The following is a 13,901-nucleotide window of genomic DNA, read 5'->3' as shown; positions in this document are numbered from 1 at the left end:
ACTCGACTGGATCTGGCAGTACGCACCGAATTCGAAGGTGACGAGCGTGACGACGGCGCCCTCGGCGGCGAGCAGCCGCTGCAGCAGCCTGCGCAGGCTGAGCAGCACGGCGACCTGACGGCCCGGCGGGTCCGGACCCGGGTGATGCCCTGAGCATCCGGGAGGGGTGGACCGCACCACCCACCTTGAGGCAGTGCGGGTCCACGGAAATCTAGCAACGGCGGCCGCTGTTGATGCACTGCACGGCGAAGTTCATCAGCTGCGCCGACATGACATTGGCGAAGTCGCCGTGGTCGGTGATCGGGGCGTGCAACTGCTCCGGGAACGAGTCCAGTGCGAAGCCGGTGCCGTTCTGCCGCTCGTACGACAGGACCATCCGCAGCTGCGGCACCGCGACTGTGCCGCGGGGGCAGCGCCCGGACGAGTTCGGAAACACGATGTGCGAGCGGTGGTTGGCGCTGTCGGTGTTCTTGCCGTCCCAGCAGCTCGGGAACTCCAGGATCCGCTGGATCTGGCTGCCTCGCGGGCACAGCGGATACTTCGTGGTCGTCCGGTTCGTGAGCCCGCTGCACGTCCATTTGGCGCGGGCGTTGGCGGGCCCGTTGGTGAGCGCCTTCGCGTCGCCGGTGATGATCCGCAGGAACTGCGGCATCGCGCGGACCTTCGCCTGGCTGTTGCCGCCGAACTCCAGCCGCACCGACGCGGGCTTCAGGATGATCCCGACGTTGCCGTCCTTGCCGCCCCCGTCGTTGTTCTGATCCGATCCCTGCTTGCCGGTGCGGCGCAGCACGGGCCAGTAGTACGTGGACCGGTCGTCTTTCGCGCAGGTGGTGCCGGCGGCTGCCAGACTCTCGTTGGTGGAGTTGCCATCGGCGGATACGTTGCCGACGTAGTCGTGCGTGTGATGGGCGCCGTTCGTCACGCCGGGCGCCACGATGAAGTTGTCCGAGTTGTGGTGCCCCTCGGTGTTGGTGCCGCAGACCGAGACGAACGTGCCGGTGGACGCCTGGCGACCGGCCTGGCTCCCGCGGCCGGCCGGGCGGACCTGGCGGATGTCGATGAAGTCGCCGTTGGCCGGCCCGCCCATGTCGGCGTGGCACTTGTCGGGGACGTTGTGCACGTGCCCCGCTGTCGACCCGGCGCACTCCGGTGCGGGCCCCTGGTCGTTGGGGATTTTTGCGGCCTGGGCGAGGGCGTCCGGTTCTTCCTCCGCGGTGGCTGCGTGGGTGACGGACAGCATCGCGCCGATCACCACGATGGCGGCGGCGAGCGCGGTCCACCACCGGACCGGGCGGTTCCTTCGTTGTTGCAATGTGCTCACGTCCTCTCGTCAGAAGGTGCGCCGCGCACGCAATGCTCGGAGTGCGCGGAACGCGGCGGTGCCCCCGCCGGCCAGGACCAGTGCGACGACGACCCAGAGGGTCTCGCGGTAGCTCGCCTCGCCGGGGGTTGTGTTGCTGCCGGTCGCCGCGGCGGCCGGCGTGGGGAGGTCCTCGAAGTCGACCTTGCCGATGCTCTCCAGCAGGGTCATGTGCTTCATCACGACGTTGACGGCGGTCTGTGCGAAGGACCGGACCAGTTCGTTGCGGGTGCCCGAGCGGACCGTCCCGACGAGGGCGAAGACCTTGCCGTGCGCGGCGCGGAGCCGGTTGGCGAACGTGCGGTCGAACTCGTCGCCCCGTTTGCCGTCCAGTTCCCGGACCCAGCCCTGCTGCTCGGCGCTGGCCTCGTTCGGCAGGGGTACGCCGAGCTGGGCGGCGACCTGCCGCACCTGCGTGTCGAGGCCGTGATGATCGGTGGCCAGCTGCGCGCCGACCTCCTTGACCCGCTTGTCGGCGGCGTGGTCGCGGGCCAGCTGCCCGGCCGGGCCCTCCCAGAGGCCGGCCTGGCGAACCTTCACCAGAAACTCCCGGTCGGCGGGGCCGATCATTCCGAAACTGGTCATGGTCCAGCCGTCGGGCAGGTCAGTGGCAACGATTCCGGTGGCGGTGACCGCGGCCGGGACGACATCGTGGTGGTGGTGTTCGGGCGCACTCGTTGCGGCGTTATCGCCGGCGCGCAGCGCCGGGACGAGCAGCACCGCACCGACGGTCGCGGCGAGCAGCGCCCACCACGGCCACCGCCGGCCACGCGCCAGCCAGTTCGTGGCGGCGGCGCTGCGATGCAGGGAACTCATCAGTACCCGTATCCGTCGCCGGTGCTGGTCGACTCCGGCGGGCCTGCGGCTTGCGAGGCGGCAGGTGGCGTGACCGCGGCGGGTGCGGGCGTCGGCAGGCAGGTGAGGTTCTTCTTGCCGGTCGGGGCGACGACGAACCAGGTGCCGCCGACGTTCTGACCCTTCCAGGCGCCCGGCTTGGGGTCGCCGATGTACCGGTAGACGGGCCAGCCGGCCAGGGTGATCTGCCGCGAGCCGTCCCCCCGGATGACGGTGCCGACGATCGCGGGGTCGACACCGGCGAGATCCGGGTTGCCGTCGGTGATGGCCGGTGGCCACACCTGGGCGCACTTGGCTTCGCACGCCGACTTCGAGGGGTTGGCGGTGTCCTTGTCGAAGCGGTACAGCACCCAGCCCTTCTGGTCGACGACGACCTTGCCCATCTTCGGGATGGTGACCGCCTTGAGGGACTCGGTGAGCGGCTGCGGCGGCGCCGTCGACGCGGGCGGCGCCGAAGTCGGCCCTGCCTCGGCGTTGGCCAGCGCCGGCACCTGCTGCTGTTCCGCGTCGTAGCCGCCTTTCGGGGCGCATCCGGTCAGTGCTGTCAGGCCTGTCATGGCGGCCGCCGCCACAGCGCAGCCGGCCGGGGTGACGATGAACCTCCGTGCTGCCACGTCGTCCTCCTCGTTTCCGTCGCTCGCGTTCGTGTTGCTCGTTCCGCTGAGGGGTACGTGACGGGAGAGGGAGGGGACTGAACGGCTCCACAGTGGACAAATTCACAGCGATTTCCGGCGCGGCATTGAACTAGTGCCGGGTTTCGCCCGTACCACCAAGGTCATCCAGTGCGACCCGCAATGCGCGCAGGGCGTAGTACACCCGTGACTTGGCCGTGCCGATCGGCAGCCCGAGCAGTTCGGCGACCTCGTTCACGGTGCGATCGCGCAGGTAGGTCTCGACCAGGATCTCCCGGTGTGCGGGACTGAGGCCGCGCATGGCGTCCGCGACGACGAGATTGGCGATCACGCGGTCGGTTTCGTCGTCGAGCCACAGCGCCTCCACGTCCTGGTCGTAGGCTTCGGGGGGGCGTGCGTTCGCGCTGCGGTATTCGTCGATGGCGATCCGGCGGGCCACGGTGAACAGCCACGGCCGCAACGAGACCGCGGCGTGCGGATCGAGCTTGTCCGCGTTGCACCACGCGCGCAGCAGGGTCTCCTGCACGATGTCCTCGGCGCGTTGCCGGTCGCCACCGGTGATGCGCACGACGAAGCGCAGCAACGCCTCCGCGTGCTCCTGGTACAGCACGCGGAGCAGCTCGTCCTCGGGATCGCGCCGGGCATGCCGGGAGCGGCCCCGGTCGTGGACGTCGACCCGGCCTGCGACGTGATCTCCGCGGGACGTCTGATACATGAGCCACTACCGCTTCGATGCCGCCATGCGCAGCGCGAGCGCCGGGCACATCGCCACCGCCTGCGCCGCCACCGGTTCCAGTCGCGTCGGCACCGCAGTGTCGAGGAACGCCGGGAATCCGTTGCCGTCCAGGTGGATCAGGTCCGGCGCGATCTCGGCGCAGAGCCCGTGACCGTCGCACCGCGACCAGTCCACGGCCAGGCGCAGTGCGCCGTCCTCGTCGCGGTCCGGCACCGGCAGGGTCCCGGCGACGGGGCGCCCGCAGTCGCCGGCGCGGGCGTGCCGGGCCAGGTCGTCGGCGAAGACCTCCAGCGCGGAGGACGCGAAACCGGCGGTGCCGTCGGGGTGTCCGCACGCGCCACGACCTTTCACCGCTGTGGCGGCGGCCCGGACCAGGCCCGGGTCGCCGGCGCCGGATGCCACCCCGTCGACCGCGCGGGCCAGGTCCGGCAGGCCCAGCCGGCACGGTCCGCACTGCCCGGCGGACTCCGCCGCGAGGTAGCGCACGACCCGGGCGACCTCGCCGATCGGGCAGGTGCCCGCGCCGATCGGGAGCACGATCCCGGCGCCGAGCGCCCCGCCGACGGCGGTGAGCCCCTGCCGGGAGACTTCCGCGCGGTATGCGGTCGTCATGTCGATCCAGCGACCGTGGAAGCCGCCGGTCAGCACGGCGGGACCGGCGGGCACCTCGCACACGTCGAGCACCTGGGCGAGCGGGGTGCCGGTCGGGCACTCCACCACTGCCGGCGACGCGGCGCTGCCGGTCACGCTCAGCAGGACCGTCCCGGGCTCGTCGGTGCCGGCCTCGCGGTAGCGTCGAGGGCCCATCCTGGCGGCGATCGCCAGCTGTGCAAAGGTTTCCGCGTTGGACAGCAGCGTCGGATGTCCGCCGACACCTCCGTCGCTCGCGCGGCGCTTGATCCCCGGCGGGATGAATGGCAGGCCGTTGATGCCCTGCACGAGCGCGCCGCCCTCGCCGGAGATGAACCGGTGCGGCACCCGGATCGCCTGTGCCGGCGCCGGAAGCTCACGCTCGGCCAGCGCGGCGAGCATCGACTGCTCACCGACACCATCGTCGGCGACGCAGACGACGATCTCCTCCGCCCGCAACGCCCACGCGACCAGCGCGGCGCCGTCGAGGATGAGATGCGGTGCGCGGGTCAGCAGGACCTTGTCCTTCCAGGCCGCGGGCTCACCTTCGGTCGCGTTGACCACCACGACCGGGGCGAGGGTGCGCCGGTCGACCGCGTCGGCGACGGCCCGCAGCTTGCGCGCGAACGGGAAGCCCGCGCCGCCGCGGCCGGTCAGCCGGATGTCCTCGGCGAGCGCGATCAGGGCGCGCTGGGACATCGGGCCGAGTGGCCCGTGGACCTGGAGATGGGCGTGGTGCCTCAGCCGTCCGGAGCGCTCGAGACCGGCAGTGAGCCGGGCCGGTCCGATCGAGCGCACGGCCGGCAGCGGGCTGCTCACCTGGCCTCACCCCGAAGCTGCGCCCAGTACTTGATGTCGTCCTCGTCCAGCTCGTGCGACTTCCGTGGCCGGCGCCGCATCGCGCGGCGTGCGTCGAGGTTGACGAGGGTCGGCGTGTCGTCGTCGGGGTAGCGGTCCTCGGGCTCCACCTGCTGCACCTTCGCGCGGCGCGCCTCGAACCGGTCGCGCAGGGTCAGGCCGGGGGACTCGTCCGCTGTCGCGTGCCGGCCGGTCTGGCTCGTGGGCGTGTGCGGGGCGGCCGTGCCCCGGTACGTGGCCGTGGCGGGCTCATCGCGTTGGGGCGTCTGCCAATCGTGCAGGTCCCGCTCCAGCCACAGCTGCTCCGCGGGTGGTGCGTCCCACCGGAACCGGGTCGCCGTCCGTCCCGGCGGTGCGGCCCGCCGCGCGGACGGAGCGGGCACCGGCCGTCCCACCGGCGCGATCGTCGTCGTGGTCCGGTCCGCGGCCAGTTGCTGGCGGCGCCGGTTGTGCTCCGCCGACAACCGCAGGCCGAGCGCGACGGTCGTGAGGAACAGCAGGACGAGGTAGCTGGTGGTGACCCAGACGGCCGGCGGGCGCCCGGCGCTGAGCCCGTGCGTCAGCGCCACCGGCCAGGACAGGTAGGCCACGGCGTGCACCGGCCGCCACAGCCCCGGCCGTCCGCTCTGCGCGAAGCGGGCCCGCACGATGCCGCTCCACGTCACGGTCAGCATGAGATACGCCGCGACGCTGCCCAGCCCGATCCCGAACGGCGCCGAGGTGAACGGCACCAGCGCGCCGAACACGCCGACCCGGCTGGCGGCGAGCTCGGTGCCGATGTGCAGCGCCAGGCACGACACCGCCACGATGCCGAGGGTGCGGTGCACGGACTGGACCCACAGCCGGTGCCGGGCCAGCAGCAGGACGCGGTCGGTGGCGACGAGTCCGGCAATCACGGTGAGGGTCAGCGCGACGAGCGTGAACACACCGCCGTAGAAGCGCAGGAAGCCCACCAGTCCGGTGAGCACCGGCCGCCCGCCCTCGGTCATGACGCCCAGCAGGACCAGGCCGGCGAGCACCAGCAGGCTGACGTTGATGGCGGATGGTTGCCCGCCCCGAGCTGGAGGATACCGTCGAACCATCGTTTATCCTCAATCTGCGTAACGCTGCCGACGCATTGTGTGACGATTTCACCCCGATCGACGAATCCAACGTAGGCAGCCCAGTGGGGCCGGTCAATTTAAGTTTCATCGAGCGGCTTCGGCTTATCGGTGATGACGGTTTGAGGGTTCGTTAAGGAACTTGCTAGATCCGGTTTGGCCAGATCAGGCCGATCGTGCAGGTCATTTCCGCGCATCTAGGATGCACATGCGGGGTGTCCGGGCCACGACAGGCATTGATATCCATCGAAGCACGTGAAGACCTGATTTCAAAGGTTCGCTTAAGCCGGCGTTAGGTCCGCTTTCGGTGATCAACAATGGTTTCATGCGCCGGTGTTCGGGCCGCAACGCCGGGTGATGGCAACACGCCTGGCCTTCGGCGCATCTGGTCTGTCGGGTTCGCGCAGGCGCGGGATCGAACCGCCGCCGAGGCGTCGGCGTGGAGATGGGAAGCGACACCGAACCCATCGAAAGGTCATCAGATGTCCTTGCTCCGACGCGCCACCGTGCTCGCCATGGTCGCGACCGCCGCGCTGGTCGTGCGCCCAGCGGCCGCGCACGCCATCCCGGTGTGCGACGTGCCGAACCCGCCACCGGTCTGTGGACCGGACGCACCCGACCCGGCCGGCACGATCAGCAACTTCAGCACGAACAAGCAGCCGGGCGACCCGTACTCGCGGGTGTCCTTCACCTACGGGGCCACCGGCGCCACCTCCACCCGTGTCTACACCCGCCACGGCTGGGGCACGGCCGGCCTCCCCTGGACCCACATGAACACCTTCAGCGGCGGCGCCGTGAAGACCACGCCCGGATACTGGTACTACAGCGGCGAGAAGGTCGAGTTCCAGATCCGCTCGTACGTCGGCACCACCCAGGCGGACACGCGGACGGTCTGCGTGGCGATCTGCTCGCTGCCCTGAGCGCCACGTCCGATCGCCGCCAGACGCGGGTGGGTGCCGGCGACAAAGCTGATCATCATGACGACGAACACGATCACGAACAGTCTTGAGGGCAAGGTCGCGCTGGTGACCGGCGGCGGGCGGGGGATCGGCGCCGCCGTGGTGCGCCGCCTCGCCGCGCAGGGCGCCGACGTGGCGCTCACGTTTCAGCACGACCGGCAGCGCGCGACGGAGCTCGCCGCCGCCGTGACCGCGACCGGCCGCCGGGTGCTGGTCATCCAGGCCGACAGCGCCGACCCGGCCGCCGTGGCCGGTGCCGTCGACCGTGCCGCCGCCGAGCTCGGCCGGCTCGACATCCTGGTCAACAACGCCGGAGCGTTCCTGCTCGGGCCGTTGCAGGACCTGAGCCTGGCCGAGTTCGAGCAGACCGTCGCGGTCAACGTGCGTGCGCCGTTCGTCGCCACCCAGGCAGCGGTGCGGCACATGAGCGCCGGCGGCCGGATCATCAACATCGGCAGCAATGCCGCGGAGCGGGCCGTGTTTCCCGGATTTTCGCTGTACTCGATGAGCAAGACCGCGCTCATCGGGTTGACGAAGTCGCTCGGCCGGGAACTCGGCCCGCGGGCCATCACCGTCAACCTGGTCCACCCCGGGGCCACCGACACCGAGCTGAACCCGGCCGACGGCCCGAACGCGGCCACCATCAACGGGTTCACCGCGCTCGGGCACTATGCCGACCCGTCGGACGTGGCGGCCGCCGTCGCGTTCCTGGCCGGCCCCGACGGCAGGTACATCACCGGCGCCACCGTCAACGTCGACGGCGGCTTCACCGCCTGACCCGAACCGCCTGACCCGAACCGCCCGACCCGAACCGCCCGACCCCGAACCGGGTCCGTCATCAGTGGCGGACCCGGCGACGGTCGGGTATCGGCCATGACAAGGCCGAACCGCGCCGACACGGCGGCCGTTGCCCAGTACAGCCGGACATCCGAAGCGCCGGGAGAGACGGGCGCGAACCATGCGGCAGGCGACGGGCGAGTTGCACCGGGCCCTGCCCGCGCCCGTTCCGAGCCGGGCACGGGTGTCGGTGACCGTGATGTTCGCGGTCGCCGGCGTCCTGTGCGGGGTGGTCGCGGCCGGGATACCCGCGCTGGCACACCGCCTCGACCTGTCGGCCGGGCAGGTCGGCGCGGTCCTGTTCACCTGGGGCGTCGCGGCGTTCGCGGCGATGCAGTCGCTGCGGCTGGTGCTGCCGCTCGCCGGCCCGGCAACGGTGCTGCGGATCGCCGGCCCGGCGGGCGCGGTCGGTGCCGTGGCCGTCGCGGCGGCCCCCGGCCACGGACCGCTGTTCGTCGCCGCGGCGGGCTTCGGCGTCGCGTTCGGCGTGATCGAGGCGGCCGTCAACGCACAGGGTGCCGCGGTGGAGCGGGCGTACGACCGGCCGCTCCTCAGCGGCATGCACGCCGCCTGGGCCGTCGGCGCCGCCGTCGCCGGTCTGCTGGTCGCGGCGGGCACCCGCCTCGCGGTCCCGTACCCCATGACCGTGGCGTGCATCGCGGTGCTGGTGCTGCCACTGACGCTGCTGCGGACCCCGGACCTGCCGCTCCCGGCAGCGATACCCCCGGACAGGCGTGGCCCGCGGGTGCACCTGCTGAGCGTCCTCGCGTTCGCCGCGTTCATGGTGGAGGGCGTGCTCGCCGACTGGGGCGGGTTGCTGCTGCGGGACGGTGCCGGGGCGTCGGCGGCGGTCGCGGCGCTGGGCCATCCGCTGCTGCAGGCCGGGATCCTGACCGGGCGGGCCGGCGCGGACCGGATCCGGGCCAGGGCCGGTGCCGCGACCGTCATCGTCTGGTGCGGCACCGGCGTGGCAGTGGTCTGCGCGCTACTCGTGGCGGTGCCGGCGGTGCCGGTCGTGCTCGCCGCCGTGTACCTGACCGGGGTGGCCGTGAGTCCGGTCCTGCCACTGGTCTTCTCGCTGGCCGGGAGCGTGCGGCCGGACCTGGCCGGAGCGGCGATCGCCCAGGTCGGCGCCGTGGGCTACGCGGGGCTGCTGGCGGGACCGGCGGTGCTGGGCCTCCTGGGCGGCGTCCTGTCGCTGCCCGTGGCGGTCGGTGGGCTGATCGTCGTGCTCGGCACCGTCATCGCGCTCGCCGGCCGCCGGGCCGCCTGATCACGGATACAGGGTCACGGATACAGGGTCACGGATACAGGGTCAGCTGAGGGTCGCGAGCGATCTCGACGATCTGCTCCCCGGTCAGCGGCGGGGCACCGGTCAGCGCGGGCTCGTTGCTCACCGAGACGGTCACGGTCAGGCCGTCCAGCCGGTCCAGCGAGACGACGTTGCGGATCATGCCCGGGCGCTCGTCGCGCTTGGTCTCGATCGTGTACGGCTGACCCACGTCCGCGTTGGGTGCGCACTGCGTCCGCAGCGTCGAGGGCAGCACGTCGGCCGGGAACGCCGCGGCGCAGCCGAGGGCCACGTAGCGGCGCTGGACGGTGACGACCAGGGTGCCGGGCACGCCGTTGACGGTGATGACCGAGGTGATCACGTACGCGGACGTGAGGGTCACGTTGTCGGGCACGGTCATCACCACCTCCCGGCGCACGGTCGGCTGCACGACGGTGCGCGCCGCCGGCACGACCTGGGTGACGGCGGCCGGGACCGCGACGGCGAGGCGCTGCACCGCGTCCTCCGGCCGCTCGCTCGGATCCTCGCCGAGCAGGATGGGATCGGCCCGGCTCGGCGAGGACGGGGCGGTCGTCGGTGGCGCTCCGGTCACCAACGGTGGGGTGGACGGCAGGGCCAGGATCGTCACCACCCCGGCGGCGACGAGGCCCACGCCCGTCGCGGTCAGCCGGCGGTACCGCTGGCGCCGGCGCGACCGGCGCACCAGCGCGTCGAGGGTGTCACGGACCGGGGGCTCACCGGTGAGGACCGGTTCGAACAGCTGCTGGTGGCTCATCATGCCTGCCTGACGGTTGCAGTGGGCGGCGCGGCGAGGGCGCGCAGGGTCTCCAGACCGCGGGCGGTCTGGCTCTTCACGGTGCCGATGGACACGCCGAGGATCTCGGCGGTCTCCTCGACCGAGAGGTCGCAGTAGAAGCGCAGCACCAGGACCGCGCGACGGCGCGGGCCGAGCTGAGCCAGGTAGGTGTCGAGGGTCAGCCGCTCCACGGTCGCTTCGACCCCGCCGCCGACCCCGACGGCGACCCCGACATCGCGGTCGCCGTCCTCGAGGTGTTCCCGCCGCCACGGCCGGCGGTGCTCGTCGACCACGGCGCGGGCGAGCATGCCGCCGACGTACGCGTCGAGGCTGCGGATCGCCTCCCGGCGGTGCCACTGCCGGAACAACTTGTCCAGGACCGTCGCCACGAGATCATCGGCGAGATGCCAGTCGCGGCACAGCAGGTACGCGGTGCGGCGCCAGGTCGCCATCCGTGGTCCGGCGTAGTCGCGGAACTCTGCTTCGTCCGACATGTTCACCCCAGTGGGACGGGCCGCACGGGGTCGCGGGTTGCCGCGTTGGTGCGACTTCGTAAACCCGGCCCCGGACCGGCCGATCTGCAGTGGTAGGAAAGGGGGTGCCCGTGCTGGTCCGGGCGTATGCGTGCGTCGCTGTCGCGCTGAGCGCGGTGTACTACCTCACGCCGGATTCGCCGCTGCGCTCGATCCTGTGGACGGCGGTCGCGTCATCGCCGGCGGTCGCGGTCGCGGTCGGGGTCGCCCGGCACCGCCCGGCGCAGCCCCTGCCGTGGGTGCTGATCGGCACCGGCCTGGCGTCGTACGCCGTCGGCGTGGCGCTGTACATCTGGCCGCAGCTGGTGCACAACGAGCCGGCCGGGCCGTCGTTCGCCGACGTGTTCTTCGTGGCGATGTATGCGCTGCTCGCGGTGGCCCTGGCGACGCTGGTCCGCCGGCAGAACCCGGGCGGTGACCGGGCCGCGCTGCTCGACGCGTCGATCATCACCGTCGGGGTGGCGCTGCTGGCCTGGGTGTTCGTGATCCGGCCGTACCTGGACGGCGCCGGTGACTCCGTCTTGGAGCAGGTCGCGGCGGTGGCCTACCCACTCGGTGACGTGCTCGTGCTGGCCGTCCTGGTCCGGCTCGGCAGCGGCCGGACCGCCCGCAGCACGTCGTTCCGGCTGCTGCTGGCGAGCGTCGTCGCGTTGCTGACCACCGACGGGATCTTCACCTGGCAGTCGCTGCACGGCGAGTTCCGGGTCGGCACCTGGGTCGACCTCGGCTGGCTGGTGTTCTACATCGGGGCCGGCTGCGCCGCGCTGCACCCGGACATGCGCCGGCTCACCGAGCCGGTGCCGGCCGCTCCGGCGCGGCTGACCAGCGGCCGGTTCGCGGTGCTGCTCGCGGTCGCCGCGCTGCTCATCCCGGCCGTCATCACGGTCCGCGCGACGGCGGTCGGTGAGCTCCCCGTGTTTCTCGCCGCGTCGTGCGTCCTGTTCGTCCTGATCCTGATCCGCATGGCGGACCTGATGGCGGTGCTGCGGGAGGTGCAGCGGCAGCGGGCCGAGGGCCGCTTCCAGCGCCTCACCGAGCAGGTCACCGACGTGCTGTCGATCTGCGGCCGGGACGCGAGCGTGCAGTACGTGACGCCGTCGGTGCGCTCGCTGCTCGGCCACCACCCCGACGCCCTGCTCGGCACGTCCCTGCTGGACCTGGTGCACCCCGACGACCGGGACCGGGTCACGGCCCTGCTCGGCAGCGCCACCTCCGAGGGTGCCGACCGGGTCGGCCCCCTCGAGTGCCGGCTGCGGCACGCGAGCGGGCAGTACATCATGACGGAGACCGTCGGGCGGGTCGTCGACGACGCCGACGTCAGCGGCTACCTGATGACCACCCGGGATGTCACCGAACGCAAGGCCCTGGAGGACCAGCTCACCCACCGGGCGTTCCACGACGAGCTGACCGGCCTGGCGAACCGGGCCCTGCTCGCCGACCGGGTCCACCACGCGCTGGAGCGGCGCGGAAACCCGTATCAGCATCTCGCCGTCCTCGTCGTGGACCTCGACGACTTCAAGACCATCAACGACTCGCTGGGCCGGTCCGTGGGCGACGGGATGCTCCGCGCCACCGCCGACCGGCTCCGGACCTGCCTGCGCTCCGCCGACACCGCCGCCCGGCTCGGCGGCGACGAGTTCGCGATGCTGCTGGAGCACCTCGACGACGCCGCCGAGGCCGCCCGCGTCGCCGAACGGGTCCTCGCCACGCTGCGCCAGCCGCTGTCCATCGGCGGCCGGGAGATCCAGCCGCAGGCCAGCGTCGGCATCGCCCTGCCCGACCCGGACCGGCTCCCGGACGCCGACGAGCTGCTGCGCAACGCCGACGTCGCGATGCACATGGCGAAGCGGCAGGGGCGCAACCGGTTCGCGTACTTCGCCCCCAGCATGCACGCGGGCCTGGTGGAGAAGCTCGACCTCGCCGACGACCTGCGCGGCGCCGTCGAACGGCACGAGCTGGTCGTGCACTACCAGCCGTTCATCGACCTCGCCGACGGCGCCGTCGTGGGCGCCGAGGCCCTCGTACGCTGGCCGCACCCGACGAAAGGCCTCATCCCACCCGACCGGTTCATCCCCCTCGCCGAGGAGAGCGGCCTGATCCTGCCGCTCGGCTACGCGGTGCTGGACACCGCCTGCCGCCAGGCGGCCGCGTGGCCCGGCCTGAAGATCAGCGTGAACCTGTCGCCGCGCCAGGTCCAGGACCCCGCCGTCGTCCTCTACGTCCAGCAGACCCTCGCCCGGTCCGGCCTCCCGCCGCACCTGCTCACCCTGGAGATCACCGAGTCGCTGCTGCACGAGGACGCGGAGGTGGCCCAGCACCGCCTCGGCGAGCTCAAGGCCCTCGGCGTGCAGCTCGCCGTCGACGACTTCGGCACCGGGTACTCGTCGCTGTCCCGGCTGCACGACTTCCCGATCGACGTCCTGAAGATCCCGAAGCCGTTCGTCGACGGGGTCGCCCAGGGCGCGGAGCGCTCCGCCCTGGCCCGGGCCATCCTGGACCTGGCCGCGGCGCTCGGGCTGGAGGTGGTCGCCGAGGGCATCGAGCACGCGGCGCAGGCGGAGGAGCTGCGCCGGCTGGGCTGCCCGGTCGGCCAGGGCTTCCACTTCTCCCGCCCGGTCCCGGCCCCGGACTTCGAGGTGTTCCGCGCCGCCTCCTTCCTCGACGGCGTCTCATGATCCGGGCAGCAGCAGGCAGGTAAGGGTCTCCGTCATCCAGCCGGCGACCTGCTCGTCGTCCCAGCCGAGGTGGTGGGTGACCAGCCAGCCCGACTGGTGGTTGAGCAGCGTCCAGATCAGCGTCGCGCCGCGGTCCACGCTCAGGCCCGCCCGCAGCGGGCCCAGCGCGGCGATCGCCTCGACCAGGCGGCGCTGGTCGGCGAGGCGCTGCGACTCGAGCTCCTCCCAGGACGCGTTGATCGCCGGGTCGGCGCCGGCCGCCTGGACGAACGCGCGGCTGATCGGGCTCAGGGTGCGGGCCCGGTCGGCGACGGTGGCCGCGAACGTGCGGATCAGCGCGCGCTGGTCGTCGACGGCGAGGGCGGCGCGCAGCTCCTCCCGCTCCAGCAGTGGGACGGGCCGGTCGTCGCCGGCGACCGTCTCGTCGTGGGCGCGGCGCAGCAGCTGGGCCTTGGAGCCGGCCTTGTAGACGGACTCGACGGCGACGCCGGCCTCGTCGGCGACGGCCTGCATCGTGGTGCCCGCGTAGCCCCGGTCGGCGAACAGCCGCGCGGCGGCGCGCACGATCGCGGCCCGGGTCTGCTCCGCCTGGGCCTGGCGCCGGGGGGACCGGTACGCCCGAGGTGTCGTATCCACGAT

General features: G+C 72.3%; 13 protein-coding genes. 4 read left to right on the top strand and 9 right to left on the bottom strand.

The genetic code is table 11. The features are described from left to right. Nucleotides 1-211 precede the first annotated feature (211 nt). The 6 genes from Dsi01nite_RS10965 to Dsi01nite_RS10940 form a co-directional block, all read right to left on the bottom strand. The gene (locus Dsi01nite_RS10965; RefSeq protein ID WP_203845980.1) at nt 212-1,321 is read right to left on the bottom strand and encodes a DUF1996 domain-containing protein; all 1,110 of its coding nucleotides are present in this window, start codon (nt 1,319-1,321) and stop codon (nt 212-214) included. A gap of 9 nt (nt 1,322-1,330) precedes the next feature. Further along, on the bottom strand, nt 1,331-2,176 hold the full coding sequence (locus Dsi01nite_RS10960; RefSeq protein ID WP_203845979.1) for a DUF4142 domain-containing protein: 846 nt from the start codon (nt 2,174-2,176) through the stop codon (nt 1,331-1,333). Continuing rightward, a complete protein-coding gene (locus Dsi01nite_RS10955) occupies nt 2,176-2,829 on the bottom strand; it encodes a hypothetical protein (RefSeq protein ID WP_239135822.1) in 654 nt (217 codons plus the stop codon). The genes Dsi01nite_RS10960 and Dsi01nite_RS10955 overlap by 1 nt, the downstream gene beginning before the upstream one ends. A gap of 130 nt (nt 2,830-2,959) precedes the next feature. After that, the gene (locus tag Dsi01nite_RS10950; RefSeq protein ID WP_373318755.1) at nt 2,960-3,457 is read right to left on the bottom strand and encodes a sigma-70 family RNA polymerase sigma factor; all 498 of its coding nucleotides are present in this window, start codon (nt 3,455-3,457) and stop codon (nt 2,960-2,962) included. A gap of 111 nt (nt 3,458-3,568) precedes the next feature. Beyond that, nucleotides 3,569-5,032, bottom strand: coding sequence for an NADH-quinone oxidoreductase subunit NuoF family protein (locus Dsi01nite_RS10945; RefSeq protein ID WP_203845977.1), 1,464 nt, complete (start codon nt 5,030-5,032; stop codon nt 3,569-3,571). Next, nucleotides 5,029-6,153, bottom strand: a complete 1,125-nt coding sequence (locus Dsi01nite_RS10940; protein ID WP_203845976.1) for a ferric reductase-like transmembrane domain-containing protein — start codon at nt 6,151-6,153, stop codon at nt 5,029-5,031. Before Dsi01nite_RS10940 ends, Dsi01nite_RS10945 begins: the two co-directional genes overlap by 4 nt. Nucleotides 6,154-6,653: 500 nt before the next feature. Here Dsi01nite_RS10940 and Dsi01nite_RS10935 point away from each other — a divergent pair, with 500 nt between their 5' ends. The 3 genes from Dsi01nite_RS10935 (at nt 6,654) to Dsi01nite_RS10925 (ending at nt 9,240) form a co-directional block, all read left to right on the top strand. Continuing rightward, nucleotides 6,654-7,091 carry a hypothetical protein gene (locus tag Dsi01nite_RS10935; RefSeq protein ID WP_203845975.1) on the top strand — a complete coding sequence of 146 codons (438 nt, stop codon included), beginning with the start codon at nt 6,654-6,656 and terminating at the stop codon, nt 7,089-7,091. A 57-nt stretch (nt 7,092-7,148) separates the two neighbouring features. After that, nucleotides 7,149-7,907 carry an SDR family NAD(P)-dependent oxidoreductase gene (locus Dsi01nite_RS10930; protein WP_373318754.1) on the top strand — a complete coding sequence of 253 codons (759 nt, stop codon included), beginning with the start codon at nt 7,149-7,151 and terminating at the stop codon, nt 7,905-7,907. 181 nt (nt 7,908-8,088) lie between these two features. Beyond that, nucleotides 8,089-9,240: an MFS transporter gene (locus tag Dsi01nite_RS10925; RefSeq protein WP_203845974.1), complete on the top strand. Its 1,152-nt coding sequence runs from the start codon at nt 8,089-8,091 to the stop codon at nt 9,238-9,240. Nucleotides 9,241-9,268: 28 nt separating this feature from the next. On the opposite strand, the gene Dsi01nite_RS10920 is transcribed toward Dsi01nite_RS10925, so the two are convergent. Beyond that, a complete protein-coding gene (locus Dsi01nite_RS10920) occupies nt 9,269-10,036 on the bottom strand; it encodes a hypothetical protein (RefSeq protein ID WP_203845973.1) in 768 nt (255 codons plus the stop codon). Continuing rightward, nucleotides 10,033-10,548 (bottom strand): sigma-70 family RNA polymerase sigma factor, encoded by a 516-nt coding sequence (locus tag Dsi01nite_RS10915; protein ID WP_203845972.1) that lies wholly within the window; start codon nt 10,546-10,548, stop codon nt 10,033-10,035. Before Dsi01nite_RS10915 ends, Dsi01nite_RS10920 begins: the two co-directional genes overlap by 4 nt. Before the next feature lie 104 nt (nt 10,549-10,652). On the opposite strand from Dsi01nite_RS10915, the gene Dsi01nite_RS10910 reads away from it, so the two are divergent. Beyond that, entirely contained in the window at nt 10,653-13,262 is a 2,610-nt protein-coding gene (locus Dsi01nite_RS10910; RefSeq protein WP_203845971.1) for a putative bifunctional diguanylate cyclase/phosphodiesterase, read from the top strand. Here Dsi01nite_RS10910 and Dsi01nite_RS10905 read toward each other — a convergent pair. Beyond that, nucleotides 13,257-13,898: a TetR/AcrR family transcriptional regulator gene (locus tag Dsi01nite_RS10905; protein ID WP_203845970.1), complete on the bottom strand. Its 642-nt coding sequence runs from the start codon at nt 13,896-13,898 to the stop codon at nt 13,257-13,259. The two genes, Dsi01nite_RS10910 and Dsi01nite_RS10905, sit on opposite strands and share 6 nt — an antisense overlap. Nucleotides 13,899-13,901: the final 3 nt, after the last annotated feature.

The organism is Dactylosporangium siamense (genome assembly GCF_016862795.1).
GTDB classification, from domain to species: domain Bacteria; phylum Actinomycetota; class Actinomycetes; order Mycobacteriales; family Micromonosporaceae; genus Dactylosporangium; species Dactylosporangium siamense.
Note: the sequence above shows the minus strand (reverse complement) of the source record. Positions and strands in the feature narration are given on the sequence as shown.

Coding starts and splice junctions, on each gene's coding strand:
- Dsi01nite_RS10935 (WP_203845975.1), top strand. CDS start 6,654: ATGTCCTTGCTCCGACGCGCCACCGTGCTCGCCATGGTCGCGACCGCC.
- Dsi01nite_RS10940 (WP_203845976.1), bottom strand. CDS start 6,153: ATGGTTCGACGGTATCCTCCAGCTCGGGGCGGGCAACCATCCGCCATC.
- Dsi01nite_RS10960 (WP_203845979.1), bottom strand. CDS start 2,176: ATGAGTTCCCTGCATCGCAGCGCCGCCGCCACGAACTGGCTGGCGCGT.
- Dsi01nite_RS10930 (WP_373318754.1), top strand. CDS start 7,149: ATGACGACGAACACGATCACGAACAGTCTTGAGGGCAAGGTCGCGCTG.
- Dsi01nite_RS10915 (WP_203845972.1), bottom strand. CDS start 10,548: ATGTCGGACGAAGCAGAGTTCCGCGACTACGCCGGACCACGGATGGCG.
- Dsi01nite_RS10925 (WP_203845974.1), top strand. CDS start 8,089: ATGCGGCAGGCGACGGGCGAGTTGCACCGGGCCCTGCCCGCGCCCGTT.
- Dsi01nite_RS10920 (WP_203845973.1), bottom strand. CDS start 10,036: ATGATGAGCCACCAGCAGCTGTTCGAACCGGTCCTCACCGGTGAGCCC.